Annotated in this window: 17 protein-coding genes; 6 read left to right on the plus strand and 11 right to left on the minus strand. The window is 58.9% G+C overall.

The window, feature by feature from the left end; translation table 11 throughout:
* Positions 1-7: 7 nt before the first annotated feature.
* The 5 genes from ACM6HV_RS15210 to ACM6HV_RS15230 form a co-directional block, all read right to left on the minus strand.
* The gene (locus ACM6HV_RS15210; RefSeq protein ID WP_414904626.1) at positions 8-1,471 is read right to left on the minus strand and encodes a serralysin family metalloprotease; all 1,464 of its coding nucleotides are present in this window, start codon (positions 1,469-1,471) and stop codon (positions 8-10) included.
* Between the two features lie 437 nt (positions 1,472-1,908).
* On the minus strand, positions 1,909-2,994 hold the full coding sequence (locus ACM6HV_RS15215; RefSeq protein WP_414904627.1) for a polyamine ABC transporter substrate-binding protein: 1,086 nt from the start codon (positions 2,992-2,994) through the stop codon (positions 1,909-1,911).
* Between the two features lie 56 nt (positions 2,995-3,050).
* Entirely contained in the window at positions 3,051-3,395 is a 345-nt protein-coding gene (locus ACM6HV_RS15220) for a cupin domain-containing protein (protein WP_414904628.1), read from the minus strand.
* Positions 3,396-3,425: 30 nt separating this feature from the next.
* Positions 3,426-4,832, minus strand: coding sequence for an NAD(P)/FAD-dependent oxidoreductase (locus ACM6HV_RS15225; protein WP_414904629.1), 1,407 nt, complete (start codon positions 4,830-4,832; stop codon positions 3,426-3,428).
* A gap of 52 nt (positions 4,833-4,884) precedes the next feature.
* Complete coding sequence (locus ACM6HV_RS15230) at positions 4,885-5,700, minus strand: AraC family transcriptional regulator (RefSeq protein WP_086791340.1); 816 nt, start codon at positions 5,698-5,700, stop codon at positions 4,885-4,887.
* Between the two features lie 263 nt (positions 5,701-5,963).
* On the opposite strand from ACM6HV_RS15230, the gene ACM6HV_RS15235 reads away from it, so the two are divergent.
* Entirely contained in the window at positions 5,964-6,236 is a 273-nt protein-coding gene (locus tag ACM6HV_RS15235; protein ID WP_414904630.1) for a DUF1652 domain-containing protein, read from the plus strand.
* A 61-nt stretch (positions 6,237-6,297) separates the two neighbouring features.
* On the opposite strand, the gene ACM6HV_RS15240 is transcribed toward ACM6HV_RS15235, so the two are convergent.
* The gene (locus ACM6HV_RS15240) at positions 6,298-8,772 is read right to left on the minus strand and encodes a UvrD-helicase domain-containing protein (RefSeq protein WP_414904631.1); all 2,475 of its coding nucleotides are present in this window, start codon (positions 8,770-8,772) and stop codon (positions 6,298-6,300) included.
* A 280-nt stretch (positions 8,773-9,052) separates the two neighbouring features.
* Here ACM6HV_RS15240 and ACM6HV_RS15245 point away from each other — a divergent pair, with 280 nt between their 5' ends.
* Positions 9,053-9,748, plus strand: a complete 696-nt coding sequence (locus tag ACM6HV_RS15245) for a pirin family protein (RefSeq protein WP_414904632.1) — start codon at positions 9,053-9,055, stop codon at positions 9,746-9,748.
* 179 nt (positions 9,749-9,927) lie between these two features.
* On the opposite strand, the gene pgm is transcribed toward ACM6HV_RS15245, so the two are convergent.
* The 4 genes from pgm to ACM6HV_RS15265 form a co-directional block, all read right to left on the minus strand.
* Complete coding sequence (pgm, locus tag ACM6HV_RS15250) at positions 9,928-11,574, minus strand: phosphoglucomutase (alpha-D-glucose-1,6-bisphosphate-dependent) (RefSeq protein ID WP_414904633.1); 1,647 nt, start codon at positions 11,572-11,574, stop codon at positions 9,928-9,930.
* A 96-nt stretch (positions 11,575-11,670) separates the two neighbouring features.
* Positions 11,671-13,071 (minus strand): aminotransferase class I/II-fold pyridoxal phosphate-dependent enzyme, encoded by a 1,401-nt coding sequence (locus tag ACM6HV_RS15255; protein ID WP_414904634.1) that lies wholly within the window; start codon positions 13,069-13,071, stop codon positions 11,671-11,673.
* A 48-nt stretch (positions 13,072-13,119) separates the two neighbouring features.
* Complete coding sequence (locus ACM6HV_RS15260; RefSeq protein ID WP_414904635.1) at positions 13,120-14,580, minus strand: hypothetical protein; 1,461 nt, start codon at positions 14,578-14,580, stop codon at positions 13,120-13,122.
* Between the two features lie 548 nt (positions 14,581-15,128).
* Positions 15,129-16,151 (minus strand): zinc-dependent alcohol dehydrogenase family protein, encoded by a 1,023-nt coding sequence (locus ACM6HV_RS15265; RefSeq protein WP_041064212.1) that lies wholly within the window; start codon positions 16,149-16,151, stop codon positions 15,129-15,131.
* Positions 16,152-16,421: 270 nt separating this feature from the next.
* Between ACM6HV_RS15265 and ACM6HV_RS15270 the strand changes: the two genes are divergently transcribed.
* Positions 16,422-17,351 carry a LysR family transcriptional regulator gene (locus tag ACM6HV_RS15270; protein ID WP_095669104.1) on the plus strand — a complete coding sequence of 310 codons (930 nt, stop codon included), beginning with the start codon at positions 16,422-16,424 and terminating at the stop codon, positions 17,349-17,351.
* Positions 17,352-17,367: 16 nt separating this feature from the next.
* Here the strand turns inward: ACM6HV_RS15270 and ACM6HV_RS15275 are convergent, their stop codons facing one another.
* A complete protein-coding gene (locus tag ACM6HV_RS15275) occupies positions 17,368-18,546 on the minus strand; it encodes a sugar transporter (RefSeq protein WP_414904636.1) in 1,179 nt (392 codons plus the stop codon).
* 426 nt (positions 18,547-18,972) lie between these two features.
* Between ACM6HV_RS15275 and mexE the strand changes: the two genes are divergently transcribed.
* The 3 genes from mexE to ACM6HV_RS15290 are packed head-to-tail and all read left to right on the plus strand — an operon-like array spanning position 18,973 to position 24,851.
* Complete coding sequence (gene mexE / locus ACM6HV_RS15280) at positions 18,973-20,226, plus strand: multidrug efflux RND transporter periplasmic adaptor subunit MexE (RefSeq protein ID WP_139053919.1); 1,254 nt, start codon at positions 18,973-18,975, stop codon at positions 20,224-20,226.
* A gap of 15 nt (positions 20,227-20,241) precedes the next feature.
* Positions 20,242-23,430 carry an efflux RND transporter permease subunit gene (locus ACM6HV_RS15285; RefSeq protein ID WP_041064272.1) on the plus strand — a complete coding sequence of 1,063 codons (3,189 nt, stop codon included), beginning with the start codon at positions 20,242-20,244 and terminating at the stop codon, positions 23,428-23,430.
* Entirely contained in the window at positions 23,430-24,851 is a 1,422-nt protein-coding gene (locus ACM6HV_RS15290; RefSeq protein WP_041064275.1) for an efflux transporter outer membrane subunit, read from the plus strand. The genes ACM6HV_RS15285 and ACM6HV_RS15290 overlap by 1 nt, the downstream gene beginning before the upstream one ends.
* The last annotated feature ends 66 nt before the right edge of the window (positions 24,852-24,917 follow it).

The following is a 24,917-nucleotide window of genomic DNA, read 5'->3' on the forward strand; positions in this document are numbered from 1 at the left end:
GTTTACATCACGCCACGATGTCGCTGGTCGCTGCCTGGCCAACGGTGCTGACCTGGAAGTCCGCCACGCCGTGCCCGGAGAAGTCCACCGACAACAGGCTGTTGCCGCCCGACGAGGTCAGGATCGCGTCGCCGGCCGAACCGGTGAAGCTGCTGACAAAGTGCAGGCCGGACCCGTTGGTGATGGCGCTCAGGTCGATTTTGTCCAGACCGCTGACGAAATCGAGGATCTGATCGATTGCGCCCGGCTTGGAGTCGGAGCTGGAGGCAAACACGAAAGTGTCCGAACCCGAACCGCCCCACAGTTTGTCCGCACCACCGGCGCCGTAGATGATGTCGTTGCCGGCACCGCCCTTCAGCTCGTTGGACACACTGTTACCGATCAGCAGGTCGTTGCCCGAACCGCCGATGGCGTTCTCGATGGTCACGCCCTTGGCGATGGATACGTTACCGATCATGCCACCCACGTCAGAGAACGAGGCTTCATTGAGGTTGATCTTCTGGTTCTGGGTGAAACCCGAGAAGTCGAAGGTGTCCTTGCCGCCCGCATCCCACACCGAGAACACCAGCTTGTCGCTCGACGACGAGGCGCTGAGGAAATCGCGACCGGCGTTGGAGTTGAAGCCGTAGGTGGTGTCACCGGTACGGGTCGTCAGGTTGGCGCCGTACAGTTTCTGGATCGCGGCAATGTCGTCCATCAGCGGGCCGGAGGCATAGGCTTCCACACCGCCCTTGCTGAAGTTCTGGGCGGTGTTGCTTTCACTCCAGTAACTCATGAGGCTGTAACCGCGGGTGTCTTGCCCGTAGGAAGCATCCTTGTAAGTCGGGTTGCCTTCGCCGGCGTTGTAGTCGCCAGGGTGAGACAGGCCCAGGGTGTGGCCGATTTCGTGCGTCAGGGTCTGACGCCCGTAATTGTTCAGACCCGGGGTTTTGTTGACGTCGTAGCCACTGCCGGTCAGATACCAGGACTGACCGTCATAACCTGGCTCGGTGCCTGGCAGGAACGCAAACGCCGCCGCGCCTTCCTGGCCGCCGCTGTAGTTGCCGAAGGTCATGTGACCGTCGCCACCACGGGAAGCTTCGGTGAACGTCACGTTGGCGACATCCGCCCAGGATTGCATGGCGAGCACGGCCTGGGCTTTTTGCAGGGCACTGAACTGACTGAAACCGGTGACGCCCAGGCCGCTGAAGTTAGCGGTTTTGGCGGTCAGAAAGGTGTAGGTCAGTTCGATCTTGCCGCTGTTGTCGAGGTCGTGCCAGGAAGCACCGTCTCGCAGCAGTTGGGTGGCGGCTTGATCCACCGAGAAGGAGGGTTTGCCATTGACCGTGAGGTTGCCGCCACGATCGTATTGATGGCTGAAGCTATTGATCTGATTCCAGGCGGAACTGGTTGCCGCCAGAGACTGCACTGCACCCACAGGCACGAATGTGTCTGCGGTGATATCAATAGCGTTAGCTTTAACTTTCGACATAAACACACTTCCTTGTTTAGCAATGGAACAGTTTTTGTCAGATAGCGACGATCCCTGGCGAGATCGTCCTATCACTCGCCCAATGAAGGCGTAACGAACCTGACACAATTTGAAATCATACGTCTAGCCTTTTTTTGAGATCAAATTGCACTGTTGCGCAAAACTACCGTAAACAAAGCCTGCGGGGTCGAAAGATTGTTTTACCCGGTTTCACCGCCTCCAATTGTCTGACGATTTTCTATTTAAATATTAAATATTGGTAAGTTGTTTTTTGTTAGACGCGTCTCACTTTCCTGCACTCTATTAGTGCAATGCCAGTGTATTGATATCAACTAAATTAACGCGATTTTCTGTAGGAGCTGCCGCAGGCTGCGATCTTTCGATTTTAAAATCAAAGATCGCAGCCTGCGGCAGCTCCTACAGGGTTTCGGGTTGGCTCAGCTACCGGTACGGATTTTGTTCCAGACACGGGTGCGAATCCGGTCGATGTTCAGCGGCATGGCCTCCAGCGCAAACAGCTTGCCCATCATCTCCGGACTCGGGTAGACCTTGGTGTCACCTTTGATGGCCGGGTCGATAAGCCCGTCGGCCTGTTGGTTGCCGTTGGCGTAGTGCACGTAATTGCTGATGCCGGCCATCACGTCCGGGCGCAGCAGGTAGTTCATGAACGCGTACCCGGCCTTCTCATCCGGCGCATCGGCGGGCATGGCGACCATGTCGAACCAGATGGCGGCGCCCTCTTTGGGAATCGCGTAACCAATGTCGATGCCGTTCTTCGCTTCTTTGGCGCGGTTTTCCGCTTGCAGGATGTCGCCGGAAAAGCCGACCGCTACGCAGATATCGCCATTGGCCAGGTCACTGGTGTATTTCGAGGAATGGAAGTAGCTGACATACGGCCGAACTTTCATCAGCAGTGCTTCGGCTTTCTTGTAGTCCTCGGGGTTCTTGCTATGCGGTGGCAAACCCAGGTAGTTGAGTGCCGCCGGCAGCAGTTCCGGGCCGTTATCAAGGATCGCCACGCCGCATTTCTGCAGTTTTTCCATGTACTCGGGTTTGAAGATCAGGTCCCAGGAATCCACCGGCGCGTTGTCGCCCAGTACCGCTTTGACCTTGGCGACGTTGTAGCCGATGCCGGTGCTGCCCCACAGGTACGGAAAGCCGTGCTCGTTGTTCGGGTCATTGACCTGCAAGGCCTTGAGCAACACCGGGTTGAGGTTCTTCCAGTTCGGCAACTGGCTCTTGTCGAGCTTCTTCAGCGCCCCGCCCTGGATCTGCCGCGCCATGAAGTGGTTGGACGGGAACACCACGTCATACCCGGATTTACCGGTCATCAACTTGCCGTCGAGGGTTTCGTTGCTGTCGTAGACGTCGTAGGTGACGCCAATGCCGGTGTCTTTCTGAAAGTTTTTCGTGGTATCCGGCGCGATGTAATCGGACCAGTTGTAAATCTTCACCGTTTCGGCGGCATGGCTAATGGAGGCAGCCAGCAGCAGCGGCGCCAGAGCGAGGGTTTTCTGGATCATGGGGTCGATTCCTGTAGTGGCTATTTTTGTTGGCAGGCAATCAAAGGATCAAACAATCAGAAAATAAGGACGTAGGTCTTGCGCACGGTCTCATGGATATCCCAGATGCCGAGCGTGTTGGCCGGCAACATCAGTGCGTCGCCACCTTGTATGTGCAGGGTTTCACCGCCGTTGTCCGGGGTGAACGTGCAACGCCCGGAGATGAAATGGCAGAACTCTTGCGCGGTGATCTGCCGGCGCCAGCGCCCCGGGGTGCATTCCCAGACGCCGGTTTCGACGCCGTCGTCGCGCTCGACGCTGGTGGTCGAGGCCATCGCGACCGGCTCGCCGATCGGCACGGCGACCGGGTTGGATTGGTCCAGTTGCAGGCTGGCGGTGTTCTTGAACTGCGTAATGCTCATGGTGAGACCTGTCTTGTGAAGAAACGGCGGTTAGTGCATGAAACCTTCCATGAAGCCCGCGACCTGACTGGCGAGCTTGCGCCGCCACGGTGCGGTGGCCGAATTGGCCAGGGTCTGGTCTTCGTGGACAAAACTTTTGATGATCGCGTTGTAACCGAGCCAGCGGCACGGTTCCGGCTCCCAGGCGCGCAGCGCATGGATCCCGCCGTCCGGCAGCACCCACGGCTGGTGTACCAGTTCGGTATCGCGCTCCAGAATCAGATCAGCCAGGGTGCGGCCGCCAAGGTTGCTGGCACCCACGCCCTCCCCGCCATAACCGCCGGACAGCGCGATGCCATTGGCGCGATCGCAAAGCATGTGCGGCTTGAAGTGCCGCGACATGCCGAGGTTGCCGCCCCAGGCGTGGGTGATTTGCACGTTTTTCAGTTGCGGGAACAGCTCACCGAACAGATAACGCCGCAGTTCGACTTCATCGCGGGTCAGATCGAAGTTGTGGCGCAACTTGCCGGCGAACTGGTAGCCGCCGCGAGCGCCGAAGATCAGGCGGTTATCAGCACTGCGCTGGCCATAAGTGACCTGACGGCTGAACTCGCTGAAGGCCTGGCCACGGTTAAGGCCGATTTCATCCCAAGTCGCAGCCGACAGTGGTTCGGTGGCGACAATCAGACTTTGCACCGGCAACTGATAGCGACCCAGCGGCGGCAGCGTCACCGAATAGCCTTCAACGGCCGGCACGATCCAGCGGCTGCGCACACGGGCCCTGGCCGTGCGCAAACTACCCGACTGCCAGTGCGTGACCGGGCTGTTTTCGTAGATCTTCACGCCCATGTTCTGCACGGTACGCGCCAGACCGCGCACCAGTTTCGCCGGGTGAATCGTCGCCACGTGCGGCGCATAGATGCCGCCGTAGGGTTTCGCCACGCGAATCTGTTGCGCCAGTTGTTCGGGGCTCAGCCAGCGGTAATCGTTGTCGGTCAGGCCTTGGGCGTGCAGCTTGTCGAGGTATTCGCGCAGGCTGGCTTCCTGTTCCGGGTAGCGAGCGGCGCAGTACAGCACCCCGCCCTTGCGGTAATCGCAGTCGATACCCTCACGTTCGAGGACAACTTCCACTTCATCGGGGATGCTGTGCAGCAGATCAAAAGACGCGCGGCGTTGTTGTGGCGAGAGGCCGGCGAGCAGTCGATCCTCGCCCAGCAGATTGCCCATCAGCCAGCCACCATTGCGCCCGGACGCACCGAAACCGGCGGTTTGCGCCTCGATGATGGCGATATCCAGACCCGGCGCGAGTTTTTTCAGGTAGTACGCGGTCCACAGCCCGGTATAACCGGCGCCGATGATGGCCACGTCGACATCCAGATCCTGTTCCAGCGCCGGCCGCGCGATCAGCGGCTCGTCGAGTTGATCCATCCACAAACTGATAGTGCGCCACGCCGGCATGCAAGACTCCGCCACTGAAAACCTTCGATGGCGTCGATCCTAGTGCGTGACTTCAATCACTGTCTTGCGCGCGTGCCCGCAAAGAAATTTGTTTGGCGTAGGCCTTCGGCGACTGGCCGGTGTGCTGGCGAAAGCAACTGTAGAACGCCGACAGCGAGTTGAAACCGGCAGCAAATGCCAGTTCATCGATACGCAGCGGTGGCGTGGCGTGATCCAGTGACTTGAGCAAGTGCTGCAGGCGCGCCTGGTTGACGTATCGATAGAAGCTCTGCCCCAGCACCTGATTGAGCAGGTAGGAAATCTGATTGCGGCTGTACCCGCACTCCTTCGCCACCCGTTGCAGATCCAGCTCGGGATCGAGATAAGGCTGTTGCCGTTCGAAATATTGCTGCAGGTCTTCGGCCATGAAACTGATCTGGCGCGGTGACAGGCCCAGTCGACTCACTGCCGGACGCTGGCTGGGAGCGACGGTGCCACTGGTTGGCGTGCGAACCAGCGAGGCATATTCATTGACCCGCCAGATCAGGCCGTCCTTCACCGTGATCGCTTCACTGGAACGGAACGACACCAGTCCGTCGCCACCGCGCAAGGTCACTTCGTACTGAATGTAGGCAGTGTTGCCATCCACGCGGATCCGGTCGCAATGCTCCAGCGCTTCGTCGGATTCTCGCGGCATGCTGACACGCACGTACTCACGTAACTCATCAAAACCGAGCACCCGGTTCTGAAAGAAATCGTTGTACTGAACGTCCGGGTGGTACAGCGCCATGACGCTGTCCAGGTCGCGATGTTTCCAGCTCAAGTGATAGCGCATGACCGTAGCGGCCGTGGCCGGGGTCTGTTCTGGGCCGTCGTCGTCGACATGCATAAAGGGCTCTGCGCAAAAGCACCGAGCTTGCCCAACTTCACCCAGACGATCAATCAGTAAACCGTAGTGGCCTTTTGGCGAAGAGTGAATGAGGCGTGACTTACATCAAAAAATGCGCAGCAATCGCAAAATGAACTGAAAAAGCTCACGGAAAATTCACATGCGGATGCTACTTTTAATGTCACTGACCGGTTGAGCCAATGAAGGCTCTTCCCACCTAACATGAGCAAAAGGAATCGCTCGATGAAGAAGGCGGGCAACACATGAATAAAGGTTCCAGTAAAGTCACTTTCCCCAACGCGTGCCAGTTGATGCGCTGGCATTTTCATCCAATGGGTTTTGAAGCGACGATGGATGCGCCGGGCAGCATGATTGCCCGACTGTTCGATCGTGCCAGCGGTGAGACCATGATCGCCATCGCCGGCATTCCCTGCGCCACGGTGATGAACGCGGCCGATGTCGAACGAATCATCGAAGCCGTGGAAGACGAACTGGAGACTTTCATTCCTCCAGAGTCTCTCAAGAATTACGCTTAAGCTTTTGTTTTTTAATAAAAAAGCCCGCCAATTCCGGCGGGCTTTTTTGTGCGCGCGTGCATCACGCGGTTTGCGGCTGCTTCCGCTGATCGACGAAGAATGCCTTGTCCTGGGCCACCCGGTCAGACGCTCTCGGCATATTGACTGACTGAGCGTCCTGCGGCTCGACGTACCAATAGCAATGGCTGACCGCCCGGGTGATGCCGACGTAGGCCAGCCGCAATATCTCGTCCTTCTGCGCCGTGTCATAGGGCTCACTGTCGCCAGCCTTGCCCAAGCCAGCCATGCGATACACCTGGTTCTTGTACGGAGAACTGGTCAGGTGCTGGCAGTCACCCAGCAGAAACACCGCATCGGCCTGCAGTCCCTTGGCACTGTGGTAAGTCAGCTGTTTCAGGCGTCGCGCTTCATACGGCAAGCTCGAATCAACATTAACTACAGATTGAATATGCTTTTCAATCAATGACTTATCACTGCTTTTTCGATACAGCATCAAGATTGAGTCGCCGCGATTATAGTGTTCAGCCAGGCGCAGCCCCAAAGCCTGATCATCGCGTTCCAGCACGCTCACCGGCCGCAAGGCCTTGGGGGCGCCGCTGGCTTTGGCTTTTTTGCCCGGGATTGCCGGCGCCGCACGGACGATGTGTTCAGCGGCATCGATGATATGTTGATGGCTGCGGTAATTGTCGCTGAGCATCACCCGTGTAGTGCCCGGTGAAGGGAATTCCTTGTTGAATTCCATGAAATAACTCGGCGAACTGCCACGCCAGCCGTAGATCGACTGCCAGTCATCGCCCACACACAGCAACGACGAACGCTGCGCGCCTCGCCCAACATGCATCGCCGGGCCACGACTGCGGATTTCCGCCAGACTGGCACGGATCCAGGAGACGATTTGCGGCGAAACGTCCTGAAACTCGTCAATCATCAAGTGCGACATGGGGCGCAGCAGCTCGTCACTGAGCAGTTTGAGGTTCTCTGGCGAATGTTCGCTGAACAGCGCAAACATCCGGTTATAGGTCATCACCGGCGGTTTCTGATCGAGCAAATGATCTTCCAGGGCACGCCAGAACAGGCTCAGCGCCTCAAAGAAGAACCGATCCGGATCGTCCTTGGCAAAACTCATCCGGCCGACAGCGTCCGGCACGTCCAGCCCGAGGTTTTCGATAAAGCCGGCCGCCGCGACAAAACAGTCCAGCAGCGGCGCTGAAACCAGCTCTCCTTTGACCTTGTAGTCGAAGCCTGGACCGGCGCTCGCGTCGCCCGCCAACGTCGACAACACCCGCTTCGACGCCTCGTAACTATCCATCCAAATCAATGGCTTACGGCAGAAAGCTTGAAACAGGGTGCGCTTGACTGCCCACTCGGCGCGCACTCCGAGCCTGGCGTTGGGTCGGCAGATCTGCGGGTTTTCCCGAGGATCGAAACCGAGCATCACCCAGGCATCGAGGCTGGGAATGTAGCCATGGCAGTGAAAGGTCGAACCGTTGATCTCGAATGTTTGCCGGCTGGGCTCGATGCCTTTGATCGGCCAGGCACCTGCGCGAAACCACAAGTCTTCGATGGCATCGCACAGCTCTTCATCGCGCTTGGCCGCCAACTCCGTCACCGCCATGCGCTTTTGCACGTCCGGGTGATCGCGCTCCAGCTCCTTGAGCTGCAAACCCGCCTTGGCCAACGGCTGAATGAGCTGACGGAAACGCTCGTCTTCCGTGAACAACCGGTGGTAACAGGCATTGAGTTGGCGGCGCTGAGCGTCGTTGATCCGCAAATCGAACGGATTGCTGTCGACCTCTTCGTCAGCACCCTGAATTCGGTCGCTGAGGTTCTCGAACGCCTGCAAGCGCTCAAATCCCGGCAGACTGCGCACCATCGGCAGAATCCGCGAGTGAAAGGTGCGCACCAGTTCCCGCGCGTGTTTCAGGCTCAGGGCCAAGCCCCAGAGTGCAAACAGCTCGATCAGTTTCTTGATGAAATCCTTGCGCGACTCGCGGGTGAAGGTCACCACGGTCATCGAATCAAGTTCAAAGCCCAGGTAGTGAGTGAGCAACAGAATCCTCAGCACCAGCGTCGTCGACTTGCCCGCTCCGGCACCGGCAATCACCGAGGTCGAAGGCGTATCACTGAAAATCATCTTCCATTGCGCGGCGCTTGGCTGGGCATGTTCGGGCAGCAAGCGCGCCACATCGGCCTTCATGCGTTTCTTCAGCTCGGCACTGAGTGGCAGGCGCCAGTCATCGAACAAATGATTGTCCACGCTCGGCGGACGATGTTCGGTGCTGCGACTGTCACGAATCAACAGCACTTGCCGGCCTTCCTCCAGGCCTTCGAGTTTGCCCTCCTTGAAGCCGTACTCCACGCCAGCGGTATGGCCACTGCGAAAGCCGTCAGCCTGACCGTGCAACCATGACGCGCGGTGTTGAGCGCGCAAGCGCGTCAGGCCGTGGCCGAAGAAACGCGCGGCCAGACGCTTGAACCATGGCATCTCGGCCAATGGACGGAGTTCGGGAGGCAGATCGGGAGTGTGTTGCGCCACGCTGAGGGGCTCCAGTGTGTGAGGCTGTTGCGGCTATGGTGTCTTTATTTGCCCCTGAGTTCTAGCGAAATGCTTACAGCTCATTGGTTTAGGCGATGAAGTGAAAGTGGGGTGAGACCGTTTCGAGCCAGTTTCCCATCAATGGATTCGATGGGAATGCCGCACTTTTTACGCTTTTTCTCGTTGGTTGACTGATGGATGATGCCTGCCATTAACCGACGGTCTCGCTTCGTGGCTCTGGCGCTACGCCCCCATGACGAACCTTTTGAGGAAGACGATCATGCTTGAACTCAGACCCTTCAATACGCTGGGCGGCGCTCATCACGGCTGGCTGGATGCCCATCACCACTTTTCCTTCGCCGAATACTACGATCCGCAACGCATGAACTGGGGCAATCTGCGGGTGTGGAATGACGACGTGATCGCCGCCGGCACCGGGTTCCCGTTACACTCGCACCGCGACATGGAAATCATCACCTATGTGCGTGAAGGTGCGATTACTCACCAGGACAACCTTGGCAACAAGGGACGCACTGAAGCCGGCGACGTGCAGGTCATGAGCGCCGGTACCGGCATCGCACACAGCGAATACAACCTGGAAAACAAAGAGACTCGAATCTTTCAGATCTGGATTCTGCCGACGGAAACTGGCGCGCCGCCATCGTGGGGTGCCAAACCGTTCCCCAAAGGTCAGCGCGAAGGCTTTGTCACCCTGGCCAGCGGCAAAGAAGGCGATGATCAGAGCTTGCGCATTCGCGCCGATGCGCGACTGGTCGCAGCCAACCTCAAGGCGGGCGAAACAGCTGAATATCAACTGGATGCAGGACGCCGTGCGTATCTGGTGCCCGCCACCGGCCTGATTGAAGTCAATGGCTTGCGTGCACAAGCTCGAGATGGCGTTGCCGTCGAGCAGGAGGCGGTACTGACGGTGACGGCACTCGAAGACAGCGAAATCGTTTTGGTGGATTTGGCTTAGATTGCGGGTATGAAAAAGGGTGACCCATTGGATCACCCTTTTTACACAGGATTTAACGGCTGCCAACCTCGTGGCGAGGGAGCTTGCTCCCGCTGGGGCGCGAAGCGTCCCTGTTTTGCGACCGCTTTGCAGCCGAGCGGGAGCAAGCTCCCTCGCCACAGTTTCTTTGGTGATTACTACTATTTCGTGGAAATAGCACCATCCACCAAGATTTGCGCCTCAGCCACCAGTTGCTTGAGGTGGTCGTCGCCAATGAAGCTTTCAGCGTAGATCTTGTAGATATCTTCGGTGCCGGAAGGACGCGCGGCGAACCAACCGTTTTCGGTCATCACCTTCAAACCGCCGATGGCCTGATCGTTGCCCGGCGCATGGCTGAGAATGCTCTGAATCTTCTCGCCTGCCAGTTCGGTCGACGTCACTTGCTCTGGCGACAGTTTGCTCAGCAGGGCTTTCTGCTCAGGATTGGCCTTGGCATCGACGCGCACCGAGAACGGTTCGCCCAGCTCATCGGTCAGGGCGCGATAGGCCTGGCTTGGGTCACGACCGGTACGCGCGGTCATTTCAGCCGCCAGCAGAGCTGGAATCAGGCCGTCCTTGTCGGTACTCCAGACGCCGCCATCCTTGCGCAGGAACGAAGCGCCGGCACTCTCCTCGCCACCAAAACCCAATGAGCCGTCGAACAGGCCATCGGCAAACCATTTGAAGCCGACCGGGACTTCGTACAAGCGCCGACCCAGGCGCTTGGCCACACGATCAATCAGGCCGCTGCTGACCACGGTTTTACCCACGGCAGCATCGGCGCGCCATTGCGGGCGGTTCTGGAACAGGTAATCGATGGATACCGCCAGATAGTTGTTCGGTGCCAGCAGACCGCCTGAAGGCGTAACAATGCCATGACGGTCGTGATCCGGGTCGCAGGCGAACGCCACGTCGTAACGTTCCTTGAGACCGATCAAACCTTGCATCGCATGGCTGGACGATGGGTCCATGCGAATCTGACCGTCCCAATCGACCGTCATGAAACGGAACGTCGAATCGACCTGTTTGTTAACAACGTCCAGATCAAGACGATAATGCTCGGCAATCGCCGACCAGTAACGCACCCCTGCTCCACCCAGCGGATCGACACCCAGGCGCAATTTGGCGCCACGAATGGCATCGAAGTCGATCACGTTGATCAGGTCGGCGACGTAGGTGTTGAGGTAGTCATGGCGGTGCGTGGTGCTCGCCTTGAGCGCCTGCTCGTAACTGATGCGTTTGACACCTGCCAGCTTGTTGGCCAGCAGTTCGTTGGCCTTGGCTTCGATCCACTTGGTGATATGGGTGTCGGCCGGGCCGCCATTGGTAGGGTTGTATTTGTAGCCACCACTTTGTGGCGGGTTGTGCGACGGCGTGATGACGATGCCATCGGCCAGACCCGAGGTGCGGCCACGGTTGTAGCAGAGAATTGCATGCGAAACCGCCGGCGTCGGCGTGTATTCGTCGCCTTCGGCGATCATTACGGTCACGCCGTTGGCCGCCAGCACTTCCAGCGCACTGGCTCCGGCCGGAGTCGACAGTGCGTGAGTGTCGATACCGACAAACAACGGGCCATCAATGCCCTGTGCTTCGCGGTACAGGCAGATGGCCTGGCTGATCGCCAGAACGTGCCACTCATTGAAGCTCAGGTCAAAGGAGCTGCCCCGATGCCCGGAAGTACCAAACGCCACACGCTGGGTGGAAATCGAAGCATCCGGTTGGCCGGTGTAATAAGCCGTTACCAGTCGCGGGATGTCGACCAACAATTCTGCCGATGCCGGTTTGCCCGCAAAAGGACTGATAGTCATGCAAAACCTCAGAAATAGAGTGGTTCAGGAAATACAGCGCAGTTTACTGGCAGTTTGACCGCTGCGCGACGGGATCTATCCGACGGTTTCCAACGTTCATTCCACAGCAGCCAGACGCAATGCATCCCCGAGCATTGCAATCGCCCCGCTCAAGCCCGTTTCCCCCTGATCCAGAAGGTTCAGACGCAGATGCCGACGGTGCAAACCCTGCAAACTGAACAGTTCTCCCGGCGCGATCAGAATCTGTTGTCTGAGCAGGCGCTGAAATACGTCGCGCATGTCCACCGGACGCCTTGCCCGCACCCAGACAGTCGCGCCGCCCTGCGGCTCAACGACCTGCAGTGCATCGCCCAAGCGTTCGCGCAGCAAATGGATCATGGGCGTTCGACGTTCCCTGAGCAGCCGGCGAAGGACATGCAGATGCTGATCGATCCGACCGTTTCCATACAGTCGAGCGATAGCCTTCTGGCGGATGGGTGACAGTCGGAACGAACGCATCAGAAAATGTCGCAGTAATTCGCTCTTCCATTGGCGCGACAACACGAACCCGTAAGGTGCTTCGATTCCGATGAATTTTTCGAACGTGGAGAAGACCAGCAGCCGATCAGGATCCAGCAAGTCACGCAGGCAATCGCCGTCCATGACTTCTCCAAGCTCACCATAACAATCGTTTTCCAGAACCCAGGCGCCGTGTTTGACAAGCAGCCCGGCGATGCGGCTGCGGTTGTCTGCAGGAACCTGTGTGCCACGCGGCATACTCAACCCCGAAGAAAGCACCACCAACCTGACATGTTCAGTGTTGAGCAGCGCTTCCAGGCGTTGCGGTTCCAGACCGCCGCAGACCTGCAGGGGCAACTCAATTACGCGTACCTCTGCTGCCTGCAGCAGCCGCAGTATTACCCAGTCGCAGGGCGATTCGACCAAGACCGTTGCGTGTTTGAGCTGTAGAACGGCGACCAGAATTTCCAGCACCCCGCGCAGATCCGCACCGATGTAAACATCCTCGGCGTGCCAGCACTGCTGCGGTGAAGTGGTATAGCGGGCTGCTACGACCGTGCGTAATTCAAACTCACCGCAAGGCTGATCAAGCGGCGTCGGTTGCCGGGGGTACTGCCGCAGCAGTTCGCGTTCGAGCAATAGCAACGGGCTGTCCATCGATTGCACGGAGACCGGATCTTCGGCGCTCAACAGACGCATTCCCGGGCGCCGCGCATTGACGTAGAGCGTTTCAAGCAGATCATTGCCAACGGCTGGAGAAGACAGATCCGCTAACGCCCGGGCGTAATAACCGGACTTGGCAACTGAATAGACCCGCCCTTCTTTCTCCAGCAACGAATAAGCATATTGAATGGTTGAAATCGACACATTGAGACGCTCTGCCAGCTGACGCAGCGACGGTAGCCTGGCGTTGTCATTACCGGTCGTCTCCGCCATCAATCGCATCAGGTAACGATAAACGGCCTGATAAGCAAAACCGGGCTCTCGTACCCCTTTCATGAGCCCGATACCGGGACGACAGGCGCTCTGAAGGATGAATCACTCACCTCAACGCTCCGCTGACCGGCCACCCACGCCGGTGTCGGCATTACCAGCATCCGCCGCGGCTCCTGCCGACCGGGCAGCACCACGGGCCGGCAGTGGCTCCATGGCGTAGAGATGCCCGATCAGCCTGATCGGCAGCCCGCTGACATCCGTCATCCATTGCAACACTTGCTCGGGGCCATGCAGCCCTTGCATGGCCCGGTGCAAATCGGGCAATGCCACCAACATGCCGGGATGACAACTGCGCAGAAACCGCTCAAGCCCGGCCCCCCGTTCGATGAACGGCGTGAACAGCAGACACACCCATTGCGCTTCGTTAAGACCGTAGGTCTGGTGCAGAGCTGTTGCCGCCTCTTCACGCAACGCCTCAGTCTGCTGTAACCCTAGCCTCGCGATCATCTGTTCACAAACGGGATCCGGCACCTGCATTTGCTGCATGTTTACCAGCATGCGTTGAACATGTTCCGCAAAACCGCACTCATAACCGCTTCCGTCAATGAACTCGGCCTCAAGACCGCGAAGATGAGCCTCGATCAAAGGATCGGCGTATTCACCTTCGCCCTGATGAAACACCCATTCCTCCGCCTGATACCCGAGAAACTCGCTAAGCAACGGCCAGCGCTCCTCCAGCTTGCCCACCGCCATGTCGTGAATATCGACGAATGTAGTGCGACGGCATGACTCGAATCCGTCTTCGGGACGCCAGCGCAATAGTTCGGATTCGGCGTAAAGACCGCGATACAGATCCCCTCCCAGGCCGTCGAGAATCGCGAACAAATCATCGAATGAAACGGCATTGGATGGCAGAGCCTCCAGGCCGGCTTTCTGCACCGCTCGCGCGAGATCATTGATGAATTGCTTCTGACGCCGCGGCGACTCACTGGCAACCCAGGCGTCAACACCATTGTTCCAGCGGGCAATCTGGCCGCAAAACTCGGCCCGCGCCAGGCAAACGTCGTCCCATAATTCAAGCGGCTCGTCCCTCGCCCGCCGATGTCCCATCATCAAAAGATTGATGCGATTGGCATCAGCACTGTCCTTGTCGGGTGACTTCTGGTGATTGAACGGCAGTACTTGGCGATGATCCACCATCAGCATTTCGACGCGGGGGTCATCATAAAGAAACAGTGCAGCAAAGCTGCGGTGCAGATTGTCGAGTGCCGCATTGCCCATGCTGCCGCTGCGCAGGACGGCGACACGCAACTGGAAGGTGGCGGGTGCGCGGCCGGCGATACTCAGCTGAGCGGCACGCAACAACGCCAGGGTGTAGCAGCTGTCACGAGTACCGGACGGTGTCACCAGAACCTTGTACTCCCCCATGCGTTCCGCTCCGCCGGCGGCGACCATCAGCCGCTGGATCAGCAACTGCAGTGCAGTCCGTTCGGCTCTGGAAAAGAAACTCAGCAAACGTTGCAGTACTTGCTGGTAGACATAGTTCATTGCCTGATCATGGATCGTGCTCATCAGTACTTTACCCGGCGTAAAAAATTCATATCGCACATCAGTGAAGACACTGGCGCGATAAATTCATCAATAAGTAATAGACGATCAAATACTAACACTTATGATTTTGAAGTTATTTGAAACACTTGCACCTGAGAAGTCGACAATAACGCCACCCTAAGTGACGCAAACCCCTGCCAGCGCTGGGTTTTCCCTGATAGAAAAATATCTGAGGAAACTTCTTACAGCGTCCCACGAACATTGAGTACAAGAAAAGCAGAACGATAATAGGAAAGACCCTACACCGATTAAACAGAAACCGGCATATCGCTCTCGAGATGAATTATTCAACACGGGATAGAAAACAGAATGCACAGACATGGCTCATTCCTTGAGATGAAAGTAATCATTCAATTATCAGGGCTTAGAGGGCGATTAAAAGATACAGATCGCGAGCAAAAACCGGTTCAGATGCACAGACAGCCATGCACTGAATCCGGCAACTGTTGTGATGGCAAGGGAGCAACACGCTGGAGTCCGTGGGACCACGGACTCTGATCGGAGGGGGGTTACGCGGGTTCGACCTGCAGGGCGACCCGCTCGCGGCATGGGCATTCGTCCATGTAACGATGCGCTTCAACGAACTCGTTGAACGGGAAGACCCGAGTCTTGAGCGGCAGCAATACGCGGTCGGCGGTGAGCTGGTTGATGTCACGCAGGGCCCGCTGCAAGGCGACGTGATCCTGAGTGATACCGAGCTCGGGTTTGCCGGTGAAATTGCCGATGCAGTGCACAAAGAACTGGATGTTCTTCTGAAAGGCCGCACAGGCCGGAAATGGTGTCTGATTACCGCCTTGCAGGCCATACAGAACGAGGCTGCCACGCGGCGCAAGCACATCACCGAGCAACGACATCTGCGGGCCGCCAAGACCGTCAAAGACCACATCGACACCACGGTTGTCGGTGATCTTGTTGATTCGCATCAACAGATCTTCTTCCTCGGTGACGATGACTTTCTCGGCCCCCAGCGACAGCAGGTATTCACGCTCATCTGCGGTTTTCGTCGCGGCAATCACCCGCACCCCCATGGCTTTGCCCAACTGGACAAAGGACGGACCGGCGCAATGGCTGGCGTCAGTGACCAGAGCAAACTGCCCGGGTTTGACCCGCGCCAGATCGGCATAGGCGAAATAGGCGATCAACAGCGGCGTGTAATGCACGCTGGCTTCGATCGGGCTGAGCACATCCGGATAGCGCGTCAGCGCGGTGCGCGGCAATACAATCTGCTCGCCATACACCGGGTAGTCGTTCGGGCTTTCGGCCGGAAAACTGGCCACCTTGTCGCCAACCGACAGGTCGTCGACACCGTCACCGATCGCGGTGACCACGCCGGCCATTTCATGGCCGAGACCGGACGGCAAGCGTGCCTGGGACGAGGCCAGGTTCTGACGCCAGAGAATGTCATACCAGCTGATGCCGATCGCTTCGACACGCACCTGCACTTCGCCAGGACCTGGCTGAGCGGCCGCATGCTCTTCGCATTTGAGCACCTCGGCCGGACCAAACTTGTGAAAACGGATCGTGCGGGACATCGCAAACCTCGTCAAAGTAACCTCTAATGCCCTGAACTCTATCTGGGCTTTTGACCCAAGACTATCAGTGGCTATTAATAGTCGACATGCCTGTCATTGATTCCGCAGTATGAACGGCATTGGCAAAATCGATGAAAAAAATGCCGCAACCGGCTCGGTAAAGCTGAATTTAGCGGTGCAGAGTACCAGCCTTTCCCCGTAATATTCATGCCGGCCATTGTTCTCATATGGTCGCTCTCGTCAAGCTTGATGACTCTGCCAGGACTCCAGATGAATCGTAATGACCTGCGTCGTGTCGACCTGAACCTGTTGATCGTGTTCGAAACCCTGATGCACGAACGCAGCGTGACCCGCGCCGCCGAGAAGCTGTTTCTCGGCCAGCCGGCGATCAGTGCGGCGCTCTCGCGCCTGCGCAGCCTGTTCGATGACCCGTTGTTCGTGCGCACCGGACGCAGCATGGAACCGTCCGCTCGCGCCGTGGAAATCTTCGCCCTGCTCTCGCCGGCACTCGACTCGATTTCCACCGCTGTCAGCCGAGCGGCGGACTTCGATCCGGCCACCAGCACCTCGGTATTTCGCATCGGCCTGTCCGACGACGTCGAATTCGCCCTGCTGCCGATGCTGCTCAAGCGCCTGCGCGCCGAAGCACCGGGGATCGTCCTCGTCGTGCGCCGGGTCAACTACATATTGATGCCAAGCCTGCTGGCCTCCGGCGAAATTTCCATCGGTGTCAGCTACACCACCGACCTGCCGGCCAACGCCAAGCGCAAGGTGTTGCGGCGCAGCCAGCCGAAACTGCTGCGCGCCGACACGGTGCCCGGCCCACTGAGCCTCGACGACTACTGCGCCCGCCCCCATGCGCTGGTGTCGTTCGCCGGCGACCTCAGTGGCTTCATTGATGAAGAGCTGGAGAAACTCGGCCGCAAACGCCACGTGGTGCTGGCCGTGCCCCAATTCAACGGGTTGAGTACGTTGCTCGCCGGTACCGACATCGTCGCAACCGTGCCGGATTACACGGCGGATGCGCTGACGGCGGCGGGCGGTGTGCGCGCAGAAGATCCACCGTTGCCGACGCGCACGTTTGAGCTGCACATGGCCTGGCGTGGGTCGCAGGACAACGATCCGGGGGAGCGCTGGTTGCGGTCGCGGATTCAGATGTTCTTTGGCGACCCAGACAGCCTCGAGCTGCCTGCACATTAAGCAGGCAGCTAAAGGTTCAAGTCCTCGGCCGGCTGATGCGATAGATCGACACGCAGTAAGACGACAACGCCAACGCCGCCAGCATCCCGCCGACAAGCCCGACGTAAGCAAAGCCGAACTGGCTGCCAACCCAGCTCCCCACCAGCGCCCCGCCGCCGATGCCGATGTTGTAGATCCCGGAAAACAGCGCCATCGCCACGTCGGTGGCGTCCGGCGCCAGCACCAGGACTTTCGACTGCAGCGCCAGCCCGAAGCCCATGATCGCCATGCCCCAGAACACACTCAACACGCCGAGGTATGAGACGTTGCCGCTGAACGGCAACAGCAACGCCAGGCACAGGGCGAGCACCGATACGCAGATGATCAGAAAGCGTTGCGGGTTATAGCTGTGCAAATAGCTGAACAGCAGCGAGCCGAAAATGCCGGCGCCGCCGAATAACAACAGCAGGAGCGTCACCACCTCACCGCTCATGTTGGCCACGGTCAGTACGAAAGGCTCGATGTAGCTGTAGGCGGTGAACTGTGCAGTCACCACCAGAGCTGTCAGGACATAAACGGCTACCAGCGCAGGTCGCTTCAGCAATATGGGCAGGCTCTTGAGCGAACCCGAGTTCTGGCTGGGCAGCAACGGCAGCACCTTCGCCAGACAGAACACCAGCGCCGCCGCGAAGCCCGCAATCACGATAAAGGTTGTGCGCCACCCCATCGCCTCGCCCAGCAAGCGGCCGAGAGGAATGCCCAGCACCATCGCCAGCGAAGTACCGGTTGCGAGCAAGCCCAGCGCCTGAACCTGCTTGCCCGGCGGAGCCAGGCGCACGGCCAGAGAAGCGGTGATCGACCAGAACAGCGCATGCGATAGCGCCACGCCGATCCGGCTCACCAGCAGCACCCCGAAGCTGGTCGCCAGACCCGACAGAATGTGGCTGGCGATAAACATTGCGAACAGCACGAGCAACAGTTTGCGTCGCTCGACGTTGCGCGTCAGCAGCATGATCGGCAGCGACGTCAGAGACACCACCCACGCGTAAATGGTCAGCATCAGACCGACCTGCGCCGTCGACATGGCGAAGCTGCTGCCGATCGAGCTCAACAGCCCGACAGGCACAAACTCGGTGGTATTGAACACAAACGCGGCCAATGCCAGGGCAATGACTGCGTACCAGTTGCCGGTGTTTGTCGCCGTAGAATCACTCATTGAACGTCTTATTACTCGTCGATGATCGCGTGCGAGCTGTGCGCAAGCGATCTGTGCCCATCTGTCGGTGACTCGTACACCGATTGCCGAATGCGTTCAGGGGACGCTGGGTACACTGAACAAGCCACAAGAAGCCGCGCTGTACGGTCATATATTGGCCGTTCAAGGTCGATAGAAAGCAAGTAATGGTGCGGTGAATCTGTTTCTGCGCGCGAGCAATTTCAATGCCTGTAGATTCTTGCCCGATCCGCAACATACATTTGTCATCAGACCAATTGATAGCACCCTAACGAAAGGTGCATGCTAGAGGGCTCGAATCGCTCTTATATCATTCCGAATGATAGTTACCTTTGCTTCATTCGATTCGTGCCATCACAGCCCGCCGAGCATCATCCGCCCATCTTCAATACATTGGCGGATGATTCCATGGAACAGTCACTCAAACATTTGCGCTTCCCCTTGGCCATGCTGGCCGTGCTGGTGATGAGCGCTTGCGGCAAGACTCCGGAGACTGCCGCCACTATGCCCGCTGCCAAAGTCAGCGTGGCCAAGGTGCTGGAACAACCGGTCAACGAGTGGGACGAATTCACCGGGCGCCTCGAAGCGCCGGAAACCGTTGAAATCCGTCCACGGGTCTCCGGCCAGATCGACGAGGTGGCGTTCACCGAAGGCGCGCTGGTCAAGAAAGGCGACCTGCTGTTCCAGATCGATCCGCGCCCTTTCCAGGCAGAAGTTCGCCGTCTCGAAGCTTTGGTAGCCCAGGCGCGCGCCAATGCCACCCGCAGTGAAAACGAAGCCGGTCGTGGCGAACGTCTGCGTGCGAGCAACGCGATTTCCGCTGAACTGGCCGACTCGCGCACCAGCGCTGCCCAGGAAGCCCGCGCCGCCGTCGGCGCCCTGCAGGCGCAACTGGACCTGGCCAAACTGAACCTGAGCTTCACCCGCGTCACCGCACCGATCAGTGGCCGCGTCAGCCGTGCCGAGATTACCGCCGGTAACCTGGTGACTGCCGACACCACCCCGCTGACCAGCGTGGTTTCCACCGACAAGGTTTACGCCTACTTCGACGCCGACGAGCGTGTGTTCCTCAAATACACCCAACTCGCTCGCAACGGCCAACGTGGCGCCACCACGCCGGTGTACATGGGCCTGTCCAATGAAGACGGCAACCCACACCTCGGTCAGATGAACTTCGTCGACAACCAGGTCAACCCGAAAACCGGCACCATCCGTGGTCGCGCGGTGTTCGACAACAGCGACGGCACCTACACCCCGGGCCTGTACGCACGGCTGAAACTGGTCGGCAGCGGCACCTACAACGCCATGCTGATCAACGACGAAGCGGTCGGTACCGACCTGGGCAAGAAGTTCGTGCTGGTGATGGATGCGGACAACAAGACCGCTTATCGCGCCGTTGAACTGGGGCCGAAGATCGAAGGCCTGCGCATCGTGCGCACCGGTCTGAACAAGGACGACACGATCATCGTCAAGGGCCTGCAGCGGGTTCGTCCGGGTTCGCCGGTGACGCCTGAAGTGATCCCGATGGCCAGCGAGCAGACCATTGCTGCCCTGGCTCAACAACGTCAAGCGCTGGAAGCCAGCAACCTGCCCAAAGTCGCACCTGCCAAAGGTGCACAGGGTACGGCTGTGAAGCTGGCCGCTACGACCCCACGCGGTTAAGGGACGACAACTCCGATGAATTTTTCCCAATTCTTCATTTCACGGCCGATCTTCGCAGCGGTGCTCTCGCTGTTGATCCTGATCGCCGGTGCGATCTCGCTGTTCCAGTTGCCGATCAGCGAATACCCGGAAGTGGTGCCACCGACCGTGGTGGTACGCGCCAACTTCCCGGGTGCCAACCCCAAAGTCATCGGTGAAACCGTGGCCGCTCCGCTGGAGCAGGCCATCACCGGCGTCGAGAACATGCTGTACATGTCCTCGCAATCCACCGCTGACGGCAAGATCACCCTGACCATCACCTTCGCCCTGGGCACCGACCTGGACAACGCGCAGGTGCAGGTGCAGAACCGGGTGACCCGTACCGAGCCGAAACTTCCCGAAGAAGTGACGCGCATCGGTATCACCGTCGACAAGGCTTCGCCCGACCTGACCATGGTTGTGCACTTGACCTCGCCGGACAAACGCTACGACATGCTCTACCTGTCCAACTACGCGATCCTCAACATCAAGGATGAGCTCGCGCGTCTGGGCGGTGTCGGTGACGTGCAGCTGTTCGGCATGGGCGACTACTCGCTGCGGGTCTGGCTCGATCCGAACAAGACCGCTTCGCGTAACCTGACTGCCACCGACGTGGTGACGGCGATTCGTGAGCAGAACCGTCAGGTTGCTGCCGGTCAGCTCGGTGCGCCCCCTGCGCCGAATGCCCAGAGCTTCCAGCTGTCGGTCAACACCCAGGGCCGTCTGGTGTCCGAGGAAGAGTTCGAGAACATCATTATTCGCTCCGGCGACAACGGTGAAATCACTCGCCTCAAGGACATCGCGCGCGTCGAGTTGGGTTCCAGTCAGTACGCCCTGCGTTCGTTGCTGAATAACCAGCCAGCGGTAGCGATCCCGATCTTCCAGCGTCCAGGCTCCAACGCCATCGATATTTCGAACGAAGTTCGCGGCAAGATGGAAGAGCTGAAGAAAGGCTTCCCGCAAGGCATGGACTACAGCATCGTCTATGACCCGACGATCTTCGTGCGCGGCTCGATCGAGGCGGTGGTTCACACCCTCTTCGAAGCGCTGATCCTCGTGGTGCTGGTAGTGATCCTGTTCCTGCAGACCTGGCGCGCCTCGATCATTCCGTTGGTGGCGGTGCCGGTGTCGTTGATCGGTACGTTTGCGGTCATGCACCTGTTCGGCTTCTCGCTCAACGCCCTGTCGCTGTTCGGCCTGGTGCTGGCGATCGGTATCGTGGTGGACGACGCCATCGTGGTGGTGGAGAACGTCGAGCGCAACATTGAACTGGGGCTCAACCCGTTCGATGCGACCAAAAAGGCCATGGGCGAAGTGACCGGCCCGATCATCGCGACCGCACTGGTGCTGTGTGCAGTGTTCGTTCCGGCGGCATTCATCTCCGGCCTCACCGGTCAGTTCTACAAGCAGTTCGCGCTGACCATTGCGATCTCGACCGTGATCTCGGCGTTCAACTCGCTGACGCTGTCGCCAGCGCTGGCCGCCGTGTTGCTCAAAGGGCATGACGCGCCGAAAGACCGCTTCTCCAGGATTCTCGACAAGATCTTCGGTGGCTGGCTGTTCCGCCCGTTCAACCGTTTCTTTGACAAGGCCAGCCATGGCTATGTCGGCACGGTGCGCCGCGTGATCCGCAGCAGCGGCATCGCCCTGCTGCTGTATGCAGGCCTGATGGTGCTGACGTTCTTCGGTTTCTCCAGCACACCAACCGGTTTCGTACCCGGCCAGGACAAGCAATACCTGGTGGCCTTCGCGCAACTGCCGGACGCCGCGAGCCTGGATCGCACCGAAGACGTGATCAAGCGCATGTCCGACCTGGCGTTGAAACAACCGGGCGTGGAAAGCGCCGTAGCGTTCCCGGGCCTGTCGATCAACGGTTTCACCAACAGCCCGAACGCCGGCATCGTGTTCGTGACCCTGAAACCGTTCGACGAACGTAAAGACCCGAGCATGTCCGCCGGTGCCATCGCCGGGGCCTTGAACGGTCAATACGCGAACATTCAGGAAGCGTACATGGCGATCTTCCCGCCACCGCCGGTACAAGGTCTGGGCACCATTGGTGGCTTCCGCCTGCAAATCGAAGACCGGGGCAACCTGGGCTACGACGAGCTGTACAAGGAAACCATGAACATCATCGCCAAGAGCCACAACGTGCCGGAACTGGCCGGACTGTTCACCAGCTACACCGTGAACGTGCCGCAAGTCGATGCCGCCATCGACCGCGAAAAGGCCAAGACCCACGGCGTGGCCGTCAGCGACATCTTCGACACCCTGCAGATCTACCTGGGTTCGCTGTATGCCAACGACTTCAACCGCTTCGGGCGCACCTATCAGGTCAACGTTCAGGCTGAACAGCAGTTCCGCCTCGAATCCGATCAGATCGGTCAGCTGAAGGTACGCAACAACAAGGGCGAAATGATCCCGCTGGCGACCTTCATCAAGGTCAGCGACACCTCGGGTCCGGATCGCGTGATGCACTACAACGGCTTTATCACCGCGGAAATCAACGGTGCGGCAGCCCCCGGCTACAGCTCCGGCCAGGCCGAAAAAGCCATCGAAAAACTGCTCAAGGATGAACTGCCAAACGGCATGACCTACGAGTGGACCGACCTGACCTACCAGCAGATTCTGTCCGGCAACACTGCGCTGTTCGTGTTCCCGCTCTGCGTACTGCTGGCGTTCCTGGTACTCGCGGCTCAATACGAAAGCTGGAGCCTGCCACTGGCGGTGATCCTGATCGTACCGATGACCCTGCTGTCGGCCATCACCGGGGTGATTGTCTCCGGCGGCGACAACAACATCTTTACCCAGATCGGTTTGATCGTACTGGTGGGCCTGGCCTGTAAGAACGCGATTCTGATCGTCGAATTCGCCAAGGACAAACAGCTGGAAGGTCTCGACCCGCTGGCTGCGGTACTGGAAGCCTGCCGTCTGCGTCTGCGGCCGATTCTGATGACTTCGTTCGCGTTCATCATGGGTGTGGTTCCACTGGTGTTCTCCAGCGGTGCCGGTGCCGAGATGCGTCACGCCATGGGTGTGGCCGTGTTCTCCGGGATGCTCGGGGTGACCTTCTTCGGTCTGTTGCTGACGCCAGTGTTCTACGTGTTGATCCGTAACTTTGTCGAACGCGGGGAAGCCCGCAAAGCGGCCAGAGCGCACGCTCTTCAAAAGCCACTGGAGGCGCAATAATGAGTCTGAAAGTCTTCCTGCCGAGTCTTCTGGTGCTGGCGCTGAGCGCCTGTGCCGTCGGCCCCGACTACAAGACCCCAGCCACGGAGGCGGCCAATATCACGGCCGCCACCGATGGCGCCGCCGGGCAAAAGAACTTTGACCGTTCGAAATTCGAAGGCATCTGGTGGCAGCAATTCGACGATCCGACCCTCAACCAGTTGGTGACTCAATCGCTGCAAGGCAACCGTCAACTGCGCGTGGCGTTCGCCCGCTGGAAAGCCGCCCGGGCGATCCGCGACGACGTCAGCAACGATGCGATGCCGACCATCACCAGCCGCGCCAGCAGTGATCTGGCCAAGGGACAAATCCCCGGACAGACCACCAAGCGGGTCAACAGCGAGCGCTACGATCTGGGCCTGGACATGGCTTGGGAGCTGGACCTTTTCGGTCGGATCCAGCGCAATCTGGAAGCCAGCGACGCCGACCAGCAGGCGGCCGAAGCCGATCTGTATCAACTGCAAGTCACGATGATTGCCGAACTGGTCGACGCCTACGGTCAACTGCGCGGTGCGCAACTGCGCGAGAAAATCGCCGTGGCCAACCTGGAAAACCAGCAGGAGTCGCGCAAGATCACCATCAGCCTGCGTGACGCCGGCGTCGGTGATCAGCTCGACGTCGAGCGTGCCGATGCGCGTCTGGCCTCGGTCGAAGCCAGCGTGCCGCAACTGCAGGCGGAACAGGTACGGCAGAAAAACCGCATCGCCACCCTTTTGGGTGAGCGTCCGGACAAAATGACCGTGGACTTGAGCCCGAAAGACTTGCCGGCAATTGCCAAGGCTTTGCCAATCGGTGATCCGGGTGAGCTGCTGCAACGCCGTCCGGACATCCTCAGCGCCGAACGCAAACTGGCCTCGGCCACTGCGCGGATCGGTGTGGCGAAAGCCGATCTGTTTCCACGGGTCAGCCTCAGCGGGTTCCTGGGCTGGACGGCCGGGCGTGGTTCGCAGATCGGCTCCTCGGCGGCCAACGCCTGGGCACTCGGCCCGAGCATTACTTGGGCAGCGTTCGATCTGGGTAGCGTGCGCGCCCGCTTGCGTGGCGCCGATGCCGATGCCGAAGGCGCACTCGCCACCTACGAGCAGCAAGTGTTGCTGGCGCTGGAAGAATCGGAAAACGCCTTCAGCGATTACGGCAAGCGTCAGCAACGGTTGATCTCGCTGATTCGTCAGAGTGAATCGAGCCGCAAGGCTGCCGACCTGGCTGAAATCCGCTACCGCGAAGGCACCACCGACTTCCTCGTGCTGCTCGACGCCCAGCGTGAACGGCTGAACGCCGAAGACAGTCAGGCCCAGGCCGAGGTTGATCTGTATCGCGGCATCGTCGCGATTTACAAAGCCTTGGGTGGTGGCTGGCAGCCAGAAACCGTCGCCAGCAAGTAAAGGTTTTCAAAGCGCTCCTTTGGTTGGCCGCAACCAACCAATTTTTTGCCCCGCGTATCATTCGGT

The sequence above is a fragment of the Pseudomonas sp. IT-P260 genome (genome assembly GCF_949768395.1).
Classification (GTDB): Bacteria; Pseudomonadota; Gammaproteobacteria; order Pseudomonadales; family Pseudomonadaceae; genus Aquipseudomonas; species Aquipseudomonas parakoreensis.